The following is a 19918-nucleotide window of genomic DNA, read 5'->3' on the forward strand; positions in this document are numbered from 1 at the left end:
ATTAGTGCAAATATCCAAAATAAAAGGCAACCCAGCGGTTCGAATGAAACTGCAGGGCTGCCTTTATTCTTAAGACTTTTTGTACACCAGTGGATTAAGAGGGCTTCCTGCGATACTGCCTGGCACACAACCTGGCAACCATGTCTCGAGATCAGAACGTCTAGCATTGCTGTCCGGCTCTGTAACACGAGTGTCATCAGCGTAGTAGATTATGGTCATTACTTTGCGCATATGGTCTGTCGGGTTGCCAGGCGCGGAGTGCATGGTCCAGCCAGCATGGAAAGTAGCGTCTCCAGCCGACATTGCGCCGTAGTTTATTTGCGGGATGCCGCGGCCTTCAATAAATTGACCAAGTGTTTTGTGCGACTCATCGGAGATTCCTTGCTTGCTTACATAACCTAAATGATTGGAGCCGGAAGCAAAATTCATCGTGCCCACTTCCGCTGGAATAGGGACAAGCGGCATCCACATCGTAATGGTATGGTTCGTATCAAGCGGCCAGTAGATTTGATCTTGATGCCATGGCGTATGTCCGCCCCCGGGTTCTTTGAATAGCGCTTGATCATGGTAAATGCGAACGCCGTCGACGCCCATCAAATCTGCTGCGATCTTCGCAAAGCGCTTTGCCAGTGTGAATTTTGCTGCAGCTTCACTCTTCTTCCAAAGGTTTCCTACTTGGATAAACGCTTTGCCGTATGTATCCCTTGCGGCAATCGGCTTATCATGGTAATTCAACTTAAATACCCAATCACTGATAATCGGTTCATAAGTCTGAATTTCTTCTGCGGATGCGACATTTTTCAAAAAGATATTGCCATCCTCTTGATAGGATTTGATTTGCTCTTGGGTAAGATGGTAGCATTCTTTAAGTGAAGAAAATTCGTTTTCGTTAAGATTGTTGCCCATTGTGTTTCCTCCTTAGACTGTTTTTGATAATTATACTGCCAGATGTCAATTGTACAATTCACCTGCGAACACATAGTTACCGCATCTGGTTCTGACAAACTTCCAAAAATACCAGTAAACCCGCCTTTTGCGACTTCTTCGAACTTCCGTTCAGCTACAGTGTAACAGTTCCTGTCCTGGTTTGGCTTTGTCAAAGCTTTAAATAAGTTTGTCAAAAACAACTGTATTATTAATTAGCTTATGATAACATATGTGTATGTGTTAGGACGGGAGGGCAGTTTTCAATGAAGTATAGTATGGATTCAATGATGAATTATCCGATTCTTCCCTTTATACGCGAGTGCGATTTTGCGGTGAGAAAGCCTTGGGAAAGCCCGGAGCGCCGCTTGCTTGATTATTTGCTTATCTATGTGCAGGACGGCGAATGCTCGTTCATTGTAGATGGGGAAACTAATGATTTCGGAAAAGGTGAGTTTTGTCTTATACAGCCGAACAGCGTCAACCGCTTAGAAGGGAAAACGAAAACGGTAACACCGTTTGCGCATTTTGATATTTTTTACAGTTCAAGCCGTGAACAAAGCTTTCCAACACGCGCAGGTCAATTAGATTTGACCTCCTATCAGCACCTATTGCAGCCTAGACTGGATGAAATGTTTCAAATTGACATTCCTGTAAAGTTAAATCTGAGCCATCCAGCGAAATTCCGAGATACGTTTCTGCAAGTGGTGGAGTATTGGCAGTATAGGGACCCGATTATGTTACTGAAGGCGCAAACCGGAATGATGGAGCTTGTAACTATCTTATTGGAGAATTACATGCCTGCCAAGCATGCACAGCGAACGTCGCCGCAGGCATTGAACTGGATTTCTTCATACTTCTCTTTTAATCTTGGAGAACCTCTATCGGTGGTTGATATGGCTCGCAGAGCCAATCTATCTACTTCCAGATTTAATGATGTATTCAAAATGCAATATGGAATGACTCCGCATCAATACTTGTTGGACATGCGCATTAACCACGCATGCGAGCTGCTGTTTACATCCGAGTTGACACAAGAACAAATTTCGAATTATTGCGGATTTTCTGACATTCACCATTTTTCTAAATCTTTTAGAAAGAAAATAGGGGTGCCTCCTGGTGAATACCGAAAACAGAGCTAGTCTTGTGAATCAATAAGCGACATAGACTTGAATATCCTGGTCGTAGTTGCCGAACTGCTTGCCGAACATGCTTAACCCGCCGCTATGGGCAGCTGTTTCGGGAGCACTGATCCGGAAGCGGATATCGTCTCCGTAATGGATCGCAAGATCTTGAACCGTCCGATCGGAAATACGAATGCCGTCGATATAGGAGCCCTCCGAATCGACGGTTATTTGTTTGAGCAAACCATGCTGCGTGCCAAGCTTCCACCAGCTCGGTGTATAGACGCCCTTCACAGCTCCAAAGTCGCCTGGACAGGTCCAAGCACCCAAGCAAGTGTCATTAATATAGAAGGTAAGATCGGATGGCCAGTTCTCATTGTAGTGAGGTGCTTCCGAGCAAATTTCCAGAGAAATCGATAGACTTCTTACGCTCTGCTTGCCCACCAAATAGTTCGGAATCCGATATTCTATAAAGCCGCTTCCGAACCATAGATGACAGGCCTTCACATGCTCAGGGTCGGAGAAATATCGGGGATCGTCAACCATGCCGATAATTTTCGTGTCGGAGGCCAGCCCGCAAGTAGGCTTTACATCATAAGCAGAGTATTGTCCGATCGGGATGGATACGGCATAGCGGTTCTGATCATCCTGCTTCTTAGCCCGAAATTGCAGCGTTGCCGATTCGAGCGTTAGATGGCATATCTTCTGACGGCCCCTCGTGCTAGGAACGCTTTCAGTCGTTATAATGAAAGCTTCCTCCAGTTTTTGCACATGCTTCGTCACGATAGCGGACGAGAAGCCAAGCGATTCCGCGAGGTCTTTGATATTCATCGGCCGTTCATTGAGCAATTCGATAATCTTTATTCGCGTATCAGATGCAAAGCACTCCAGAAACTTCAAGTTTTGGCTGTTGACCTCAATGTTCATGAAAAACCCTCATTTTATTCTTTTTCCTATATTATATAATCCATAAGTTAATCATACAACTTAAAAGTTTACTAATGTAAACGAGCAACAAACAAAGGAGAGTCGATGGCGCTGCTGGCACCATCGACTCTCCTTTGTTTCATTTCATATGGACATACGGTGACTTAGAAGTTTGATTAGTAAAGGGAAATAGTCAGCGTGTCGCGCTCGAAATAGGAATGCAGCGTAGCTTCGCTGCCTACAATTTCAACGCTTATTAGTGATTTAATACAGGTTTTCAAAGCGTTTTTGCCAGTTGTGAGCTTCCGGTTGAGCACGGCAGACAGCTTTTCGATAGCTTGTTTATTTGTATCGGTTAAGTAAACAGGTATCGTTTTATTTTGGAAAATCATTATCGTTTTCATGGTAGAAACCTCCATCCCGCGAAGGAATTTTTTTATAGTTTAACTTACAAATATTAAATCATTCTTAAAAAAGCGTGAGAATTTGGTTACAAAGCTGTAACTTTTCTGGCCTCATTGGCGGCGTTCGGCTGCTTCCGCCTGTTTTTTTCGAAATTGAGAGGGTGTACACTTCATCGATTTGCGAAATACTTTAACGAAGTAGCTAATGTGATCGAAGCCTACATCGAGCGCGACGGCCGATATTTTGCGCTCAGGCTGGAGCAGCAGCTCGGTTGCCTGCCTGATCCGGTAGGCATTCAAATATTCGATCGGCGTTTGTCTTGTCATCGCCTTGAAGAAGCGGCAAAATTGTCCTTCGCTCATCGGAATTTGATCGGCTATTTCCGAGATGCGTATTGGGCGGTAGTAATTCTGCTGCATATACACGATTGCTGTCTTCAGTCTGTCGATCTTCGTCGTATCGGCTGCATTCGTTTCACTTCGGTTGCAGTAACGGCCTTCTTCCGAAATTTCGTGAAGCATGATATAAAAACGGCCTTTCACGGCTGCTTCATAACCTGACTGTTGATCGCCGCAAGCTTTCATGATGCCGCGCAAATGCTCAAGCAAATTTCTTTCCCATTCCGTGCTCGGCTTGATATGACGGGGGAACGTTCTTTTCTTATCCTGCAATGGAGATATGTAGCGTTCCTGAACGGCATCAAAGCTGGCGCTGGCCAGTAAATGGGTATCGAACACGATTGCGCAAAACGAGCAAGCAGAGCTGCCTATGGCATGTCCGGCATGAATGTCGCCGCTGTCGATATACACGGCCTCGCCGGCTTTCACGGGAAAATAATCGGTATCTACCTGAAACAGCACCTCACCCTCAAGCACATAAAAAAATTCGGCCTCCGCATGCCAGTGGCAGTCAAGCACCGGAGCCCCAAGCTCCCCTGGCTCCATCCAATACGCAGCGAGCGGAAACATATTGTCGCCGTGAAGGCGGTTCTCCTTTAAGGAATGGCGGGTTGTCTGATCCATGCTGAGATAGCCTCCTTGGAGATCATTCGGAAGGATTAGGTTGTTTGAGTCGCATTTTATCAAAATAGTGCTATAGTTGAGCATGATTTTGTTAGATTAGTTTGATTCACTATCAGTATAATGCAATTATGTAGCAATGCAAATAAAATCAAACAGAAAGTTGGTGCAATCCATGAAATTTACTGATGGCAACTGGCTCATTCGTGAAGAATACAACGTATTGGGAGCCGTACAGGTCCATGATTTCGAACAGCGGAATGGCAGGCTGACGGCTTATGCATCCCCTCGTCCAATCGTTACGCGCTCTAACATGCTCGATACGATGCTGCTGACGGTTCATTTCCACTCCCCGCTGCCCGGTATCATCGGCGTTAAACTTGTTCACCATGCGGGCGTTGTCGACCGCGGACCGGCATTCGAGCTATCCTCGCAAACGGGCGATCATGTCGTTATTGAAGAAAATGAAAGTGAAGCGGTGCTCACTAGCGGCAGCTTGAGCGTTCACATTCGCAAAGGTCCGGAATGGGCGGTTGATTTCTATCGCGATGGCGAGAGAATTACGGGCAGCACGCAAAAATCAATGGCTTACATTAAGGAAAACAACGGAAACGCCTTTATGCGCGAGGAGTTGGATGTAGGCGTCGGAGAATGGGTTTACGGACTTGGCGAACGCTTCACGCCGTTCGTGAGAAATGGACAAGTCGTTGACCTGTGGAACAAGGACGGAGGCACCAGCTCCGAGCAGTCGTACAAAAACATTCCTTTCTATATCACAAACAAAGGCTATGGCGTCTTCGTCAATCATCCGGAGCTCGTATCTTTCGAGGTCGCATCGGAGAAAGTAAAGAAGGTTCAATTCAGCGTCTCGGGCGAATCGCTTGAATATTTCGTGATCGACGGTCCAAGCATGAAGGAAGTGCTTGGCAAATATACGGATTTGACCGGCAAGCCGGCGCTGCCGCCTGCCTGGACATTCGGCTTATGGCTAACGACCTCGTTCACGACCAATTATGACGAAGCAACGGTAAATTCCTTCGTAGACGGCATGGCCGAGCGCGATTTGCCGCTTCATGTGTTTCACTTCGACTGCTTCTGGATGCGTGAATTCCACTGGACAGACTTCAAATGGGATGAGCGCGTATTTCCGGATCCGGTAGGCATGCTGAAGCGGTTGAAAGAAAAAGGCCTTAAGATTTGCGTATGGATCAATCCTTACATCGCACAGCGTTCCCGCCTGTTTGAGGAAGGAAAGCAAAACGGCTATCTGGTGAAAAGACCGAATGGCGACGTATGGCAATGGGATTTGTGGCAGCCGGGCATGGCCCTTGTCGATTTCACGAACCCTGCCGCTTGCGAATGGTATGCCGGCTACCTGCGCGAGCTTGTGGATATGGGAGTGGACAGCTTCAAAACGGATTTCGGCGAGCGGATTCCGACCGACGTTGCCTACTTTGACGGCTCTGACCCAAACAAAATGCATAACTACTACACGCAGCTCTACAATAAAGTCGTATTTGAGGTGCTTGAGGAGAAGCTCGGCAAGAACGAAGCGGCAGTGTTCGCCCGCTCGGCAACGGCCGGCGGTCAGAAGTTCCCGGTTCACTGGGGCGGCGACTGCTATGCGGATTACGAATCGATGGCGGAAAGTCTGCGCGGCGGTTTATCGCTCGGTATCTCCGGCTTCGGCTTCTGGAGCCATGACATTGGCGGATTCGAAAATACGGCGCCTGTACATGTGTTCAAGCGTTGGCTGGCGTTCGGCTTGCTCTCTAGCCACAGCCGTCTGCACGGCAGCAAATCGTACCGGGTGCCTTGGACTTATGACACGGAAGCGGTCGATGTAACGCGTTTCTTCACGAAACTGAAATGCCGGATAATGCCATATCTTTTCAATACGGCTGTACAAGCCGCTGAGAAAGGACTGCCTTCGATGCGCGCGATGGTTCTCGAGTTCCCGGAGGACCCGACAAGCGAAATGCTTGATCGTCAGTATATGCTGGGTGACTCCATACTCGTAGCGCCGATCTTTAACGAGCAGGGCAAGGTTACCTATTATCTGCCTGCCGGCAAGTGGACGCATCTGTTGACTGGTGAGGTTGTTGAAGGCGGAGCATGGCGCAAGGAGCAATACGATTTCTTCAGTCTTCCGTTGTTCGTTCGCCCGAACTCGATTATCGCGCTTGGCGCCAACGATGTCCGTCCGGATTACGACTATGCGGATGGCGTATCGTTGGAGCTTCATAATCTGGAGGATAACCGCATGGCTGCGACGCTTGTTCGCGACATGAAGGGCGTGACGGAAATGACCGTGACCGCAAGCCGTCAAGGCAGAGCGATCAGCGTTAAAGTAGACGGCAGCGGCAAACCGTTTACGTTGGCGGTAAAAGGACTTGGCGATATCGTTTCCGTAGACGGCGCGAAAGCCGAACTGGTTAATGGTGTCGTGCAGCTTTCTGCCGGTGAAAGCCAAGTTGAATTGACGATCCATATCTAAATAAACAATAAGCAGCTCTGATATTGCCTGAGAGACAGGCTTTATCAGGGCTGCTGCTCTTAATTTTACAATAAAAACAAGCATTTAACAAAATCGCATAAAAAAATGCTAATAAGTCAGCTGTTTTTCAATTGTAACTGTCGATATAATGATATTCGGTAAGCAAAATCAAATACAATATCATCAAATATAAGGGAGTGCAGCACAAATGACACAAATGGCAGTTGGTTTACAGTTGTACACGGTTCGTGATGCTACAGCAGCCGATTTCGAAGGCACGCTACGCAAGATTGCTGCAATGGGTTACGAGGGCGTTGAATTTGCCGGCTATGGCGATATCAAAGCAGAGGACATGCGCGACCTGCTTCAAGAGCTTCATTTAAAAGCAATCGGAAGTCATATCGGCTTGCATTTGCTTGAGGAGCGCCTTGATGAGGAAATTGCTTATCTTCAAACCATCGGAGCGAAATATGCCATCTGCCCTTGGCTGCCCGCCGAGGCTCGCAGTTCAGAGGCGTTCCGCGGACATATTGTCAAATTCGAGGAATACGGGAAGCGTTTCCGTGAAGCGGGCATTACTTTCGCTTATCATAACCATGATTTTGAATTCGAAGTGGAAATCGACGGCCAAATCGTATTCGACGCTTTGTACGAGCGTATTGATCCACAATATTTGCAGGTTGAAATGGATATCGGCTGGGTTCAGTATTCAGGCGTGGACCCGCTTGCATATATCGCGAAATACGCCGGCCGTCTGCCGCTTTTGCACTTGAAGGATTTCCGCGCCGGCGAGAAGGGCAAACAAATCGATACGGTCGAGCTTGGCCGCGGCGACTTGCCGCTCCTGCCGATCATCGATGCAGCCTCAAAGGCTTCCGTTGAATGGTTGATCGTTGAACAGGATGTATGCGCGAATCCTCCGCTTGAAGCAGTGGCGGAGAGCATGGAATGGATGAAAAGCAATTACTTAAACAAATAAAACTTTTAAAGAAGAGGCAGGAGAAATATAATATGTCAAAAGTACGCGTAGCAGTAGTTGGTTGCGGTTCTATCTCGAAACATCGTCATATCCCGGAATATGCCGCTCATGAAAATGTTGAGCTTGTTGCATTCGTAGATCCGATTATCGAACGTGCAGAGCTTTATGCGGCTAAGCATGGCGGAAAAGCGTTTGCTGATTTTGAAACGATGCTTGCGGAAATTAAACCTGATGCGGTTAGCGTATGTACGCCTAACGCTTTGCACGCACCAATGTCCATTGCAGCGGCTAAAGCCGGCGCGCATGTGCTCGTTGAGAAGCCGATGGCCGTTACGGACGAAGAAGCGGAAGCGATGATCGAAGCCGCAAAGCAAAACGGCGTTCATCTGATGGTTGGACAAAACCAACGCTTCATGCCGCCGCATGTGAAAGCGAAGCAGGTGTTGAAATCGGGCATACTCGGCAAAGTGCTTACGTTCCGTACTTCCTTCGGGCATCCTGGTCCTGACGGCTGGAGCGTTGACGGCGCGAACAGCTGGTTCTTCCGTAAGCAGGAAGCGATTATGGGCGCAATGGGCGACCTTGGCGTTCACAAATCCGATCTCATGCGGTGGATGCTGGACGATGAGGTTTCCGAGGTAGCTGGATTTGTGGGCACGCTCGATAAAAAGGGAACGGAAGTAGACGATAATGCTTCCTGCTTGCTTCGTATGAAGAGCGGTGCGATCGGAACGCTTGTAGCAAGCTGGACTTACTACAAAGGCGAGGATAACAGCACGATCCTATGGTGCGAGAATGGCGTAATGAAAATCGGCACGCATCCCGACGATCAAGTTATCGTTGAATTGCGCAACGGCACAGTTGAAAAGCATAAGGTTGGCGCAATCTCTACGAATGACAAGCAAGAAACAAGCGGCGTTATTAACGCATTCCTGGAAAGCATCCTGACGAACACAACACCTGCAGTAAGCGGCGAAGACGGACGCGCATCATTGAAAGTTATTCTGTGCGCATTCGAATCGCAAGAAACAGGCAAATTCATCAGCGTGAACTAGTATGATCCGATACCTCCGATAGGCGAGCGAAAGCCGTTTTGCCGGAGGTATTCTTTTTTGAACACTATCTTGCATTACAGAATACCATGTGGTAAATTATACCTAACGACGAGCGAGTGCGCGCCACTATTATGCAATAGGCAATAGTAATCAATATATCATAGGTAATCTAACAAGGAAATGAGGCTCCAATTCATTAATGGAGGACAGAAGATGAACATTCAATTTAAGAAGGGCGTACTTGAAATATGCGTCCTCGTACTCGCTACAAGAGGAGATCGTTACGGATATGAACTAGCGGTGAAAATTTCGGAAAAATTCGAGGTAGCGGTAGGCAGCGTATATCCGCTCCTAAACCGACTGACGCAGGACGGTTACTTCTCCACCTATTTGAAGGAATCCCCGGAAGGGCCGCCGCGCAAGTATTATCATTTAACGCCGGAGGGCTGGAATCACATGCGTTTACTAATTGCGGAATGGCAGGATTTTACGAGAGCGGTTAATGAAATTGTAGAGGAAGGACTTAAACCATGAGAACAAGAGACAGCTATATGATGGAGCTTGATCATTTGTTGAGGGTCATACCGGAGCCTCAGCGCAAGGAGTGGTTGTATGACTACTATTTACATTTTGAGCAAGCCGCCCAGAATGGTCAGAGCGAGGAGGAAGCAGCGCGCGAATTAGGAGACCCGCGAAGCATCGCAAGCGAGCTTCTGCTTGGATATCGGGTCGATCAAGCGGAGACAAACAATAGCTTCGGCAAGCTGTCGCGCGCAGTGTTTGCTACCGTAAGCCTCGGTTTATTTAATATTATTTTCATATTGGGCCCTTATTTAGCTTTGGCAGCTATATTGCTTGCCCTATGGGCTACGGCTGTTGCGATCGGTGTAGCCGGTATTGGCATCGTATTCGAGAGCCTCTGGAATGGAACATTCTCTATGGCTCAAGCGCTGGCAGTAGGCCTCATAAGCAGCTCTATTACGATCTTACTCATTGTTGGTTTAAAATCGCTTACTACTTCTTTTTACAAAATGACTTTAAAATATTTGAAATTCAACACACGTATTCTCAGGGGGAATAGTAAATGAAGAAGCTTTTAGCGGTCGCCCTTATTATGCTTGGAATCGGACTGATTTGTGCATTTTTCGTATTTGATAAAAACGATTTAACGAAAATAAAGGGAGAACCTTATACACAAGAAAAAACGGTCGATTCGGATTCGATTCGTTCAATCCATACGGAAACCGACACGTTCAATTTGGAATTCGTTCGCGGCGACAGCGACGAAATTCAGCTTCGTCTCGAAGGTAATGCCAGCAAGAGATTTTTAGATAAAATTGTACTAAATGCTGTGCCAAAAGGAGATACGCTCTACATCGAGAGCTTTCACTCTAATAAATTTACGATTGGCTGGTCGATGATTAACCTGAAGCTAATTGTGGAGCTGCCGGACAGAGAGTGGGATTCTGTGGATATTGTTTCCGATACGGGCAACATCGTAATTGATCAATTGCATGCCAATACAGTAAACCTGCAGTCAGACATCGGAAATGTGAAGGCGTCCAATTATGAGGTACAGGAACTCAGCTTTGAATCGGATACCGGAAACGTTACCTTATTGGATGGTTCAGGAGTCCTGAAGGGCGAATCGGATATTGGGAATATCCGAATAGAAACCAATCAATTGCTTAATGATGTTTTTCTACAATCGGATACCGGGAACGTGACCATTAATGTAGATAAACAACCAGAATCGGCTGCGATCCGGATTAAGAAGGATATCGGCAGCAGCAAAATTAATTGGGATGGATTTGAGAAAGACAATGATAAAAAATATACGATGAGCGGTAAGATCGGCAGCGGCGATATTCATATCGATATCAATTCGGAAATAGGGAATATAAAGCTCGGAACTAGATAAGATTTGAGTCTCAAAGCCGATTGTTTGACTAAGAAAGCCAGTATGGGTTGTCCTATGCATGCTTTCTTTTTCTGCGAGACGGCCGTTTCGGTTCTCCGCTCCCTGGCATATGATGAAGCAACTATTTTCTCGAAAGGAAGCGATGCATCATGGCAATAGAGCGCAAAAACTTCCGTAGGTTCACGTTTACGGAATATATCGATTATTTAAGACCATTCGTCTCGCAGGTGAAATTCTCGCAGGTTCATGTGCATGGCACATGGAAACCGACGATTGCCGATTATCGCAAGGCTAAGGATAAGATGAAAATCATTCAAGGGATGTGGCGGTTCCATACCGTCACGAACAAATGGGGAGACATCGCCCAGCATGCGACTATAGATCCGGACGGCTATATATGGGAAGGCAGATCTTTGCTCGAGGCGCCAGCTTCTTCAGTGGGCTTTAATGATCCTGATCATGATCGGATCCATCCATTTATGTTTGAGATGATCGGAAATTTTGATATTGGAGCCGAGAAACTGGAAGGCTCTCAATTGGCTGCGGCAGTCAAGCTCACTAACGCTATATTAACGATGTGGAAACTGCCTCATGAACAAATCAAGTTTCACCGAGAAATGAATCCGGGCAAGACATGCCCGGGCAGCGGCATTAATAAATCGGCTTTTGTCCAGCTTGTTCGTGATTTGCCCAGCATGGAACTAAGTGTTGACGATGCGAACAAAGTTATAGAAAACTGGCTGTCTCCGGCTTGGTTTGCTGCAAGCACAAAAGCCGAAAAAGACGAGATTCATCGGCTTGCCAATGAGCTTCGCAAAGCTAGCGGTCAATTATAGCAAACGTCTAATAGGCTCGATGAGCATATTCTCATAATGCAGTAATGACGCCGTTTTGCGGCCAGTTTTCGACTATTTTCCAGTTTTTGTGTCATGAAACGTCCAAATCCCCATGGTAAGATAAGTGGCGTCAGGAAGAACGACACGCAATCAAAACGAATGCGCTGCTAGATTGGAAGACTAGCCGCAAGGCGTTTTGAATAAAAAACTTATAATCCAGGAGGATGAATTCATGAAGATGCAACCAATACGTGTAGGTGTCGCCAGCATAATCGCAGCAACGGTAATCGGCGCAGGTTTTACGGCTCCAACGGCAGGTGCAGCGCCTGCTGTGAAGACAAACTCTACGGTACAAACTTATGTGCTTAAACAGGATGCGATCAAAGAAATCGCGAATAAATATGGTATCGACCTTAGCAAGATTACATTTAACGGCGGTAAGATTAATTGCCCTCCAGGCAGCATAGGCACAATAACGAAGCCGGGCACAGGTACGATTACAAAACCTGGCACAGGTACGACTACAAAGCCGGATACAGGGACAACTACAAAACCTAGCACAGGTACAGATACGACTACAAAGCCAAGCACAGGAACTGGCAACACGAATACTGGAACGCCTGACATGAGCGCATTCCAATCGCAAGTCATTGATCTTGTTAACCAAGAGCGTGCGAAAGCTGGCTTGTCCGCTGTTAAGAGCGATGCTCTTCTTACAAAGGTAGCAACTGAGAAAGCAAGAGACATGGACGTAAACAATTACTTCAGCCACACATCGCCGACTTACGGCTCGCCATTTGATATGATGCGTTCCTTCGGCGTAACTTATTCTTATGCGGGAGAGAACATTGCATCCGGTCAAAGAACGCCGCAAGAGGTAATGACGGCATGGATGAACAGTTCAGGTCACCGCGCCAATATCCTAAGCAAAAACTTTACGAAAATCGGCGTTGGTTATGTCAACGGTGAATGGGTTCAAATGTTTATCGGTTAATTCCATTGTTGAACAGGACAACTGATCAAACGTTAAGGGCGGCAAGCCGCCCTTAACGTTTTTTTATATTAACGCATTGTTGTCTTTTTGTTAACGGGAGGCGTCTTCAACATCCCAATTGACGATCGTGTAGCCAGCCTCTTTGCTCCGCCTTACCTGAGATGAAATGAGGGGAATAGCCTACGCTATTTTACCCTTATCCTATGCTTTCATTCGCTTTGGTCTTTTCTCATTGATAATCATTGTCGATGAATGTATAATAAAAGCAATAGCTTATGATTATACATCGGACGGAATAAGAGGGACGGGCTGAAGATGACTGAGAAGATGATGGAGCTGCTCGCGGAAAAATATGATTTAACTGTGAATGAGCGAGAAAATGTCGTATATAGCTGTCCAGCTGAGGAGTTGCTTAATGAAAGCAGGTTGAAGCATCTCTTAGAGTTATATACACCAATGGTCAAAGGCAAAGAACAGTCGGTCGGAGAGGTTTACATGACCAGTTGGTTTAGAGGCCCGATGCTTGGTTTAATTTATATGCTTTCGAAATGGAACAAATCTTTGGATCTATCCTTATCGAATTTGACCGTACAAATTTATACGACCGTTTATAATAATAAACCATATTATCGCTGCGGGTTGCTCATTCATCAGTATGAGCTCGAGGAAGGTCCTGAGGAGCCTGAGGCTAATGAGTCATGGACTAAAGAAAAGCTGAGCCGATTTTTTGAGTATACGGTCCGCCCGGTTCTGGAGACGATCGCCAAGGTCGGCATTCTGCGAATTGGAATGTTGTGGAGCCAGCTGCCTGCATCGCTGGAATACGGCCATGAATTAATGATGAAATCGGAAGAAAGCGAGCTGGCGAAGCGGCAGGCTGAACGGAACTACAAGCTTATCAAGTCGCTTGAGGGCGAGCGATTCGGAAGGAATAAAAACCCGTTGGACGTGAAATTCAGAATGATCGAATCGATGGATAATCCGGATAAACAGGTTTGCATGAAATACGCATGTTGTTTATATTATCTTGTAGAGGACGGTTATTACTGCTATACATGCCCAAGGCTTAAGGAAAGCGAGCGCGAAGAGCGGCGAACAGAGTGCCGGGCAGTGAAGCAAGCTTAAGCAAAGCTGCAACAAATAAGACCTGAGCTCTTCCGTATGCATAACGGAGAGTTCAGGTCTTATTAGGTTTGGGCTATTTCATTTTGAATACGTTAATGGTTTTAAGAAGCTGGGCAGCCATCGTACGCATTCTCTCGGTCTCTTCTACAACCGCGTGTACCGAAGCGATTTGCTCGTTCATGGAAGCCGATACCTGCTCGGTTCCTGCGGCGGACTGCTGTGTAATAGCGGAAATATTTTGAATGGCGCCGGAAATTTTACGGGCGCTTTCCAGCATAGCATCGCTTTCTTGGGAGAAAACATATATTTTTTCGGTTATAAATTGTACGCTCTGTACGATTTCCGTGAATACGATTTCCGATTCCTTAATATGCTCGGTCTGAAGCTTAACGACCTCTTCATTCGTTTTCATATTGTTTATCGTTTGTTTAATCCCTTCGTCGATGCTCTTCACCAAGTGAAATACTTGCTTCGTAGAAGCTGTCGATTCTTCCGCCAGCTTGCGAACCTCTTGGGCGACAACCGCGAAGCCTCTGCCGTGCTCGCCCGCTCTTGCAGCCTCGATCGAGGCATTCAATGACAATAGATTCGTTTGTTCGGCCAAATCCGAGATCGTCGTCGTGATAGCGCTAATTCCTTGCGCTTTGCGGGCCAACTCTTCAATGGTTTCCGAAACCTTTGCTGTCGCTTCAACGTTGCGGCGCATACCGTCAGCTTGGATGTCGAGCGCTTTCATCCCTTTATCGACGAGCAGAAGCGTTTGCTCTGAGCGTGTATTCATTTCTTTCGTGGAGCTGGCATAGTCGGAAACCTTTTCTTCAATCTCCGTGATTGACTCGCTCATTTCGGACACATCCTCCGAAATTTCGTTTGCTCCGGTTGCTAATTCGTTTGCTGAAGCGGCTACCTGCTGCATAGCGATTTGAATATTGTTATTTTTGTCAAATATGCTATGACTCGTATCGGACACATGGCGGATGATGTTCGTCGTTTCCGTCAAGATGTCGCGGAGCTTGTCAATCATGCTGTTAAAGGAATGACCAAGCTCGCCAAAAGCAGAAGAGGAATTCGTATCGATTTTTTGAGTAAAGTCACCTTTTGAAATCCGAAGTGCTGTTCCCTTAATTTCATCAAATGATTGATTAATAGACTTCTCGATGAATGACACCAGTGGAAACGTAATGATCGCAAGAATGATTGCGGCGGCGATACCAGCAATAACAGGTCCGCCTGACACCGATAAGATGAGAAGCATCACGAGAGCAAACACCAATAAGTTAAGGTAAAAAGTGATCATCAGCTTATTGCGTACGGACAGCGAATAGTACCATTGGATCATTATGTAAGCGCTCCTTTTATTAGATTATCCATATTATAGCACCAGCTGCGAAATTGGTCTATAAATGTCGATTTATAAAAATTAAAAGCATTCGACCGCAAGCGGCTTTTCGGAAAATACTAAAAAACTTTTCGGTGAAACAATAATTAGAAAATGATACCATTATCAGTAACCTGGATACATTATTTTTTTCCATGGATAAAATTTCAATCAAGTTTATTTTAGCTTATATAATGTAATTTTATAGAATTAAAAGTCTAACAATAAATAAAAATGCAAATAATTGTCGATAAATGTATTGTAAATGATAGGAAAGAACTATATAATATGTATTGAGACCTAGATGGGAACATAATCAATTTATATAAAGGAGGATATTATGTATGGAAATGGATTCTGTATCATTGGCACGTCAGGTTGATTTTGTATTTCGCCAGCTTGAGGGCGAATTGACGAATGCGACCGCAGGTACCGTATTAATTCATGTTCGAAACAATGCAGTAGGGAAATTCGGAATGAGGCATCATCCGATTGAGAGCAGAAACGGTAAATTTGAAACTGGAGGCCAGGGGTTAACTGAAACGCAGGTACAAGCATTCCGTCAAATGGCAATCGACGCACTGAAATATAGAAGAGATTGGACACATGGTGAAATCTTGTATGATTTCTCGGTTCGTTCCAGCGCGAACTCCTGGTCGGCCAGCATACTTTACGAATCCAATTACAATATGGCTAATTGGAATTCCCGCTATTATCCTAAATCAAACAGTCTAAGGGAATCGCAATAAGGAACAGGACAGAAGAAAAGGGCTGACGATGAACGTCAGCCCTTTTATAGTCCAAAATCCAGATCCGGATATACGTATGGCGATTCCGGCGCTTTCATCCGCTCGAGCTTCGTTGCTTCCAGCGTAATGATTTCGTTGTCCAAATAAGAAGATGTCGTAAACGTTCCTTTTACGGAAACCCATTCATCCTCGACGTAATCCATAGCTTTCGGCCAAATAATCATGAGCCCGTAAGGAAGAGCATCTGCTGAGCAGCAATTCATCGCGAATCGACTTACCGCAAATCTTTCCTTGCCCATGTCATCCTCGCGGTATACGAAGCCTGAAATTTCAATCTCTTTGCCGATAAAGGCTTCCCGGTAAAGGTCCAAAGTCGTCAGCGTTTCTATGAATTGCTTCTCGGGAACGGTGATAAGCGGCTCCTTATAGAGCAGCTTACCGTATGCGGCATGCGATTCCGTATATTCATCCGATGGAAACAGCTGATCCATTGCATCGCCTGATAGCTTTCCTTCCAAAGGCTGCTGTGCAGCATCGGGGCTTCCGTCAACAGCTCGCTCGAATGCTGCACTGCCGGAAAGATTTACGCCCTTTTTTGCAGCGAGCGCGCTTCCGAGCGTGCCGGTCGGCACGAGAAATCCGAGCAGCAAAGGAAAGACGAACAAGCCGTATATAACGCAATTTTTGAAGAGGGACGGGGATGGCTCATGCTCGCAATCACAGACAGGCGCTTGGCGGCCCAGGCGCTTCTGCAGTGCCGCATAAACCTGATAAATAGCAGCAGCGTAAAGACCAAGCGCAGACAGCTTCACATAAAGCTCCATCCGGGGAGCTATGTAGAGGACCATTTCGCCAGTGCGGTCCAAGTATACAATAAACATGGCAAAGCCGGTTAAGATGACGGCGCGAATTAAGTGATGGATCATAATATAACCTCCGTTATCCATGCCCCGATTAAGGTCAGCACGGCAGTTAAAGCAATAAGAGCCAGCACGAACTTAACTCGGAATGTGCTGAGCAGCATCAACGTATTTTTCAAATCGATCATCGGTCCGAAAACGAGAAACGCGAGCAGCGGTCCGAAGTCGAACATACCGCTGAAGGAAGATGCGATAAAGGCGTCGGATGTGGAGCAAATAGATAAAATAAAGGCGAAAGCCATCATAAATAAATAAGCGAACATAGGTTGATCTGCAAAAGATTCAAGGGTACTGCGTTCTATGACGGTCTGTATGACGGCCGTAAGGAACGCTCCGAATATCAAATATTTCCCCATTTCGAAAAACTCATCTGAGGAATGGGATAATATCGAAGCGCTTCGGCCGCGTATTCCTTTCCCCTGCAGACTGTGATCGTGGCTATGGTCATAATGCTGGACCCCGTTAATGGCCGACGTTGCTTTAAGCGGACTGCTGCGCATGAATTTATAGAGCAGCAAGCCGATGACGACGGATACAGCAAAGGCTAGTCCCATTCGAGAGTAAGCCATTTCAGGCGTCGTACGAAACGCCGTGAAGGTCGAGGTATATACAATCGGGTTCACGATTGGACCGGCAAGCAAATAAACAATTCCGATATAGGCAGGCATGCCCTTGCGTATAAGGCGGCGTACGACGGGTATCATTCCGCACTCGCATAAGGGGAACAGAATACCGAGCAGGCCCCCGAATAAAACGCCGGCTATCGGATTTTTCGGCGTGAATTTACGAATAAGCTCGTCCGTCACGAATACCTGCAGCAGCGCGGAGAACAATACGCCAAGTAAAATAAATGGGAAGGCTTCTAATATAATACTAATAAATAAGATCTTGAAGGATTGCAAATTTGCTGCATTGAAAAGATGCATAGGCAACTCTCGGTTCGTTACGATAAGGACCGCCATAATGAGACATCCGACCGCAAGCGAAGGGGTACCGAAGCGAAAAAGGAATTTTAGCATATTCTATGATCCTTTCTTAATGTAAGGATTACGATTATCAGTATAGCTTATGCTCCATATTCCTACAATAGAACAACTTTCTAACCGCTTGACTTTGCCATAAACATAGGTATAATCGTTTTAAATGCATTGATGGGAACAAGTAAGCTCGAATGGATTGCGTGCAGAGAGCCGGTGGTTGCTGCGAACCGGTGCAAGCGTCGATGCTGAATGGGCCCCGGAGCCTATGAACGGAAATCTGGCAGCGGAAGCTGCTGAAGATGTTTGTACGGACGCTCTCCGTTACGGAGCAATAAGGCTTATGGGCTTTTTCCGTAAGCGAATTAGGGTGGCACCACGGTCCCTCGTCCCTTGCGGCGGGGGATTTTTTGCGTTATTATCATGACTCATTTTTTTTGGAAAAGGGGTAGAGGGAATTGAAAAAAGTACTTTCTGGCATTCAGCCAAGCGGTCAGCTGACACTTGGAAATTACATCGGCGCGATGCAAAATTTTGTAAAGCTTCAGCATTCGGAGGAATGTTTCTTCATGGTCGTCGATTTGCATGCGATTACGGTTCCTCAGGAACCGGCTGCGCTTAGAGAGCAATCGGAGGCGGTAGCGGCTTTGTTCATTGCGGCAGGCATTGACCCTGCCAAAGCGAATGTATTCGTTCAATCCCACGTTCGCGCGCATGCCGAGCTTGGATGGTTGTTTACGACGCTGGCCAATATGGGCGAGCTGGAAAGAATGACTCAATTCAAGGATAAATCGGCAGGCAAGGAATCGGTAGGAGCGGGACTGTTCGTTTATCCGACGCTGATGGCTGCGGACATTCTTATCTATAATGCCGATCTCGTACCGGTAGGAGATGACCAGAAGCAGCATTTGGAGCTGACGAGAGACCTTGCGCACCGTTTCAACACGAGATTCGGAAATTATTTCACAATACCTGATCCTTACATTCCGAAGGTCGGCGCACGCGTGATGTCGCTGGATGATGCGAGCAAAAAAATGAGCAAGAGCAATCCGAACGCAGGAAGTTTTATCGCGCTTCTGGATACTCCGGATGTCATTCGCAAAAAAATTAGCCGCGCGACTACCGACTCGGGTCGCGAAGTAAAATACGATCCTGCCAATAAACCGGAAATAAGCAATTTGATCTGCATTTACTCGCACTGCGCCAATATGACGATCGCAGACATTGAAGCGCGCTACGAGGGGCAAGGATACGGACCGTTTAAGAAGGATCTTGCCGAGCATGTCGTATCGGTTATTGAACCTTTGCAGACCAAATATAACGATATCCGAAATTCAGGTGAAATTCATCAGATTCTGAAGCAGGGAGCGGAACGCGCAGCGGTTATCGCGGACCGGACCTTAGCGGACGTGAAAGAAAGAATGGGCTTTCTGCCGCCTCGCAGCTAACCTGACAAATGGCATGAAGCAAGGCTGACGGCAGCGTCAGTCTTGTCCTTTTCTGCGCAAGCGCGCCCGTACGATAAAGCCTGCTCCAATCGTAATGAGGGTCAGCAAACCGAACAGAAGAACGAACCATCCGTTGTGGCTGATCGATATCGCCATTGCGCTCATAAATACGATTGAGAGTACGGAAAAAAACAAGGACAGCGGTTTTGACACGGTGTTTTCTCTCCTTAACAAATAGTCAATATATTTTTTTAGAATGTAGAATAGTTTCCTTTCGCGTGCGCATAATAAGCTTGCAAGCTTGCAACACACATCAAAGTGAAGAGGACGAAAGGAGAAATACCTTATGGCAGGAAACAGAAATAGAAGCAATCAACTTGTTGTCCCGCAAGCTACGCAAGCTCTTCAACAAATGAAACTTGAGGCAGCTCAAGAGCTTGGCGTACAAATCCCGCAAGACGGCTACTACGGTAATGTTTCGACTCGTGATGCAGGCTCCCTAGGCGGCTACATTACGAAAAAGCTGGTTCAAATCGCTGAGCAACAGCTTTCTGGCGGCAGCCGTTAATCGATTCTCATACACAACGATGAAATGAAGCCCAAGGCATGCCTTGGGTTTCTTTTATGCTACTATAAACGA

Annotated in this window: 21 protein-coding genes and 1 other annotated feature; of the genes, 13 read left to right on the forward strand and 8 right to left on the reverse strand. The window is 46.5% G+C overall.

What is annotated here, in order from left to right; all coding sequences use genetic code 11:
• Positions 1-69: 69 nt before the first annotated feature.
• Positions 70-906 carry a phytanoyl-CoA dioxygenase family protein gene (locus L1N85_RS05280; protein ID WP_235235637.1) on the reverse strand — a complete coding sequence of 279 codons (837 nt, stop codon included), beginning with the start codon at positions 904-906 and terminating at the stop codon, positions 70-72.
• A 284-nt stretch (positions 907-1190) separates the two neighbouring features.
• Between L1N85_RS05280 and L1N85_RS05285 the strand changes: the two genes are divergently transcribed.
• Positions 1191-2066, forward strand: coding sequence for a helix-turn-helix domain-containing protein (locus L1N85_RS05285; RefSeq protein ID WP_235235640.1), 876 nt, complete (start codon positions 1191-1193; stop codon positions 2064-2066).
• A 9-nt stretch (positions 2067-2075) separates the two neighbouring features.
• Here L1N85_RS05285 and L1N85_RS05290 read toward each other — a convergent pair whose 3' ends face one another.
• The 3 genes from L1N85_RS05290 to L1N85_RS05300 all read right to left on the reverse strand — a co-directional run bounded on the left by L1N85_RS05290 (position 2076) and on the right by L1N85_RS05300 (position 4402).
• Positions 2076-2975 carry an ArsR/SmtB family transcription factor gene (locus L1N85_RS05290; protein ID WP_235235642.1) on the reverse strand — a complete coding sequence of 300 codons (900 nt, stop codon included), beginning with the start codon at positions 2973-2975 and terminating at the stop codon, positions 2076-2078.
• A 176-nt stretch (positions 2976-3151) separates the two neighbouring features.
• A complete protein-coding gene (locus L1N85_RS05295; protein ID WP_235235644.1) occupies positions 3152-3379 on the reverse strand; it encodes a 3-dehydroquinate dehydratase in 228 nt (75 codons plus the stop codon).
• Positions 3380-3490: 111 nt separating this feature from the next.
• Positions 3491-4402, reverse strand: coding sequence for an AraC family transcriptional regulator (locus tag L1N85_RS05300; RefSeq protein WP_235235646.1), 912 nt, complete (start codon positions 4400-4402; stop codon positions 3491-3493).
• A 172-nt stretch (positions 4403-4574) separates the two neighbouring features.
• Between L1N85_RS05300 and yicI the strand changes: the two genes are divergently transcribed.
• The 9 genes from yicI to L1N85_RS05345 all read left to right on the forward strand — a co-directional run bounded on the left by yicI (position 4575) and on the right by L1N85_RS05345 (position 13806).
• Complete coding sequence (gene yicI / locus L1N85_RS05305) at positions 4575-6896, forward strand: alpha-xylosidase (protein WP_235235648.1); 2322 nt, start codon at positions 4575-4577, stop codon at positions 6894-6896.
• 208 nt (positions 6897-7104) lie between these two features.
• Entirely contained in the window at positions 7105-7875 is a 771-nt protein-coding gene (locus L1N85_RS05310) for a sugar phosphate isomerase/epimerase family protein (protein WP_235235650.1), read from the forward strand.
• A 32-nt stretch (positions 7876-7907) separates the two neighbouring features.
• Positions 7908-8930 carry a Gfo/Idh/MocA family protein gene (locus L1N85_RS05315; RefSeq protein WP_235235653.1) on the forward strand — a complete coding sequence of 341 codons (1023 nt, stop codon included), beginning with the start codon at positions 7908-7910 and terminating at the stop codon, positions 8928-8930.
• 213 nt (positions 8931-9143) lie between these two features.
• A complete protein-coding gene (locus tag L1N85_RS05320; RefSeq protein WP_235235655.1) occupies positions 9144-9464 on the forward strand; it encodes a PadR family transcriptional regulator in 321 nt (106 codons plus the stop codon).
• The gene (locus L1N85_RS05325) at positions 9461-10018 is read left to right on the forward strand and encodes an HAAS signaling domain-containing protein (protein WP_235235657.1); all 558 of its coding nucleotides are present in this window, start codon (positions 9461-9463) and stop codon (positions 10016-10018) included. Before L1N85_RS05320 ends, L1N85_RS05325 begins: the two co-directional genes overlap by 4 nt.
• Positions 10015-10851, forward strand: a complete 837-nt coding sequence (locus tag L1N85_RS05330; RefSeq protein WP_235235665.1) for a DUF4097 family beta strand repeat-containing protein — start codon at positions 10015-10017, stop codon at positions 10849-10851. The genes L1N85_RS05325 and L1N85_RS05330 overlap by 4 nt, the downstream gene beginning before the upstream one ends.
• A 149-nt stretch (positions 10852-11000) precedes the next feature.
• Positions 11001-11687 carry a peptidoglycan recognition protein family protein gene (locus L1N85_RS05335; protein WP_235235667.1) on the forward strand — a complete coding sequence of 229 codons (687 nt, stop codon included), beginning with the start codon at positions 11001-11003 and terminating at the stop codon, positions 11685-11687.
• 232 nt (positions 11688-11919) lie between these two features.
• Positions 11920-12681: a CAP domain-containing protein gene (locus L1N85_RS05340; RefSeq protein WP_235235669.1), complete on the forward strand. Its 762-nt coding sequence runs from the start codon at positions 11920-11922 to the stop codon at positions 12679-12681.
• A 315-nt stretch (positions 12682-12996) separates the two neighbouring features.
• Positions 12997-13806 (forward strand): hypothetical protein, encoded by an 810-nt coding sequence (locus tag L1N85_RS05345; protein ID WP_235235670.1) that lies wholly within the window; start codon positions 12997-12999, stop codon positions 13804-13806.
• Positions 13807-13879: 73 nt separating this feature from the next.
• Here L1N85_RS05345 and L1N85_RS05350 read toward each other — a convergent pair whose 3' ends face one another.
• The gene (locus tag L1N85_RS05350) at positions 13880-15145 is read right to left on the reverse strand and encodes a methyl-accepting chemotaxis protein (protein ID WP_235235672.1); all 1266 of its coding nucleotides are present in this window, start codon (positions 15143-15145) and stop codon (positions 13880-13882) included.
• Positions 15146-15528: 383 nt separating this feature from the next.
• Here L1N85_RS05350 and L1N85_RS05355 point away from each other — a divergent pair, with 383 nt between their 5' ends.
• Complete coding sequence (locus L1N85_RS05355; protein ID WP_235235674.1) at positions 15529-15933, forward strand: O-methyltransferase; 405 nt, start codon at positions 15529-15531, stop codon at positions 15931-15933.
• A gap of 44 nt (positions 15934-15977) precedes the next feature.
• Here L1N85_RS05355 and L1N85_RS05360 read toward each other — a convergent pair whose 3' ends face one another.
• The gene (locus L1N85_RS05360) at positions 15978-16859 is read right to left on the reverse strand and encodes a TIGR03943 family putative permease subunit (RefSeq protein WP_235235676.1); all 882 of its coding nucleotides are present in this window, start codon (positions 16857-16859) and stop codon (positions 15978-15980) included.
• The gene (locus L1N85_RS05365) at positions 16856-17872 is read right to left on the reverse strand and encodes a permease (protein ID WP_235235678.1); all 1017 of its coding nucleotides are present in this window, start codon (positions 17870-17872) and stop codon (positions 16856-16858) included. Before L1N85_RS05365 ends, L1N85_RS05360 begins: the two co-directional genes overlap by 4 nt.
• A gap of 120 nt (positions 17873-17992) precedes the next feature.
• Positions 17993-18227 (forward strand) — a binding site (T-box leader).
• A 61-nt stretch (positions 18228-18288) separates the two neighbouring features.
• Between L1N85_RS05365 and trpS the strand changes: the two genes are divergently transcribed.
• Positions 18289-19278: a tryptophan--tRNA ligase gene (gene trpS, locus L1N85_RS05370; RefSeq protein WP_235235680.1), complete on the forward strand. Its 990-nt coding sequence runs from the start codon at positions 18289-18291 to the stop codon at positions 19276-19278.
• 36 nt (positions 19279-19314) lie between these two features.
• Here the strand turns inward: trpS and L1N85_RS05375 are convergent, their stop codons facing one another.
• The gene (locus L1N85_RS05375; protein ID WP_235235682.1) at positions 19315-19491 is read right to left on the reverse strand and encodes a DUF5325 family protein; all 177 of its coding nucleotides are present in this window, start codon (positions 19489-19491) and stop codon (positions 19315-19317) included.
• Between the two features lie 133 nt (positions 19492-19624).
• Between L1N85_RS05375 and L1N85_RS05380 the strand changes: the two genes are divergently transcribed.
• A complete protein-coding gene (locus tag L1N85_RS05380) occupies positions 19625-19846 on the forward strand; it encodes an alpha/beta-type small acid-soluble spore protein (protein WP_235235684.1) in 222 nt (73 codons plus the stop codon).
• Positions 19847-19918: the final 72 nt, after the last annotated feature.

The sequence above is a fragment of the Paenibacillus alkaliterrae genome (assembly GCF_021532375.1).
GTDB lineage: Bacteria > Bacillota > Bacilli > Paenibacillales > Paenibacillaceae > Pristimantibacillus > Pristimantibacillus alkaliterrae.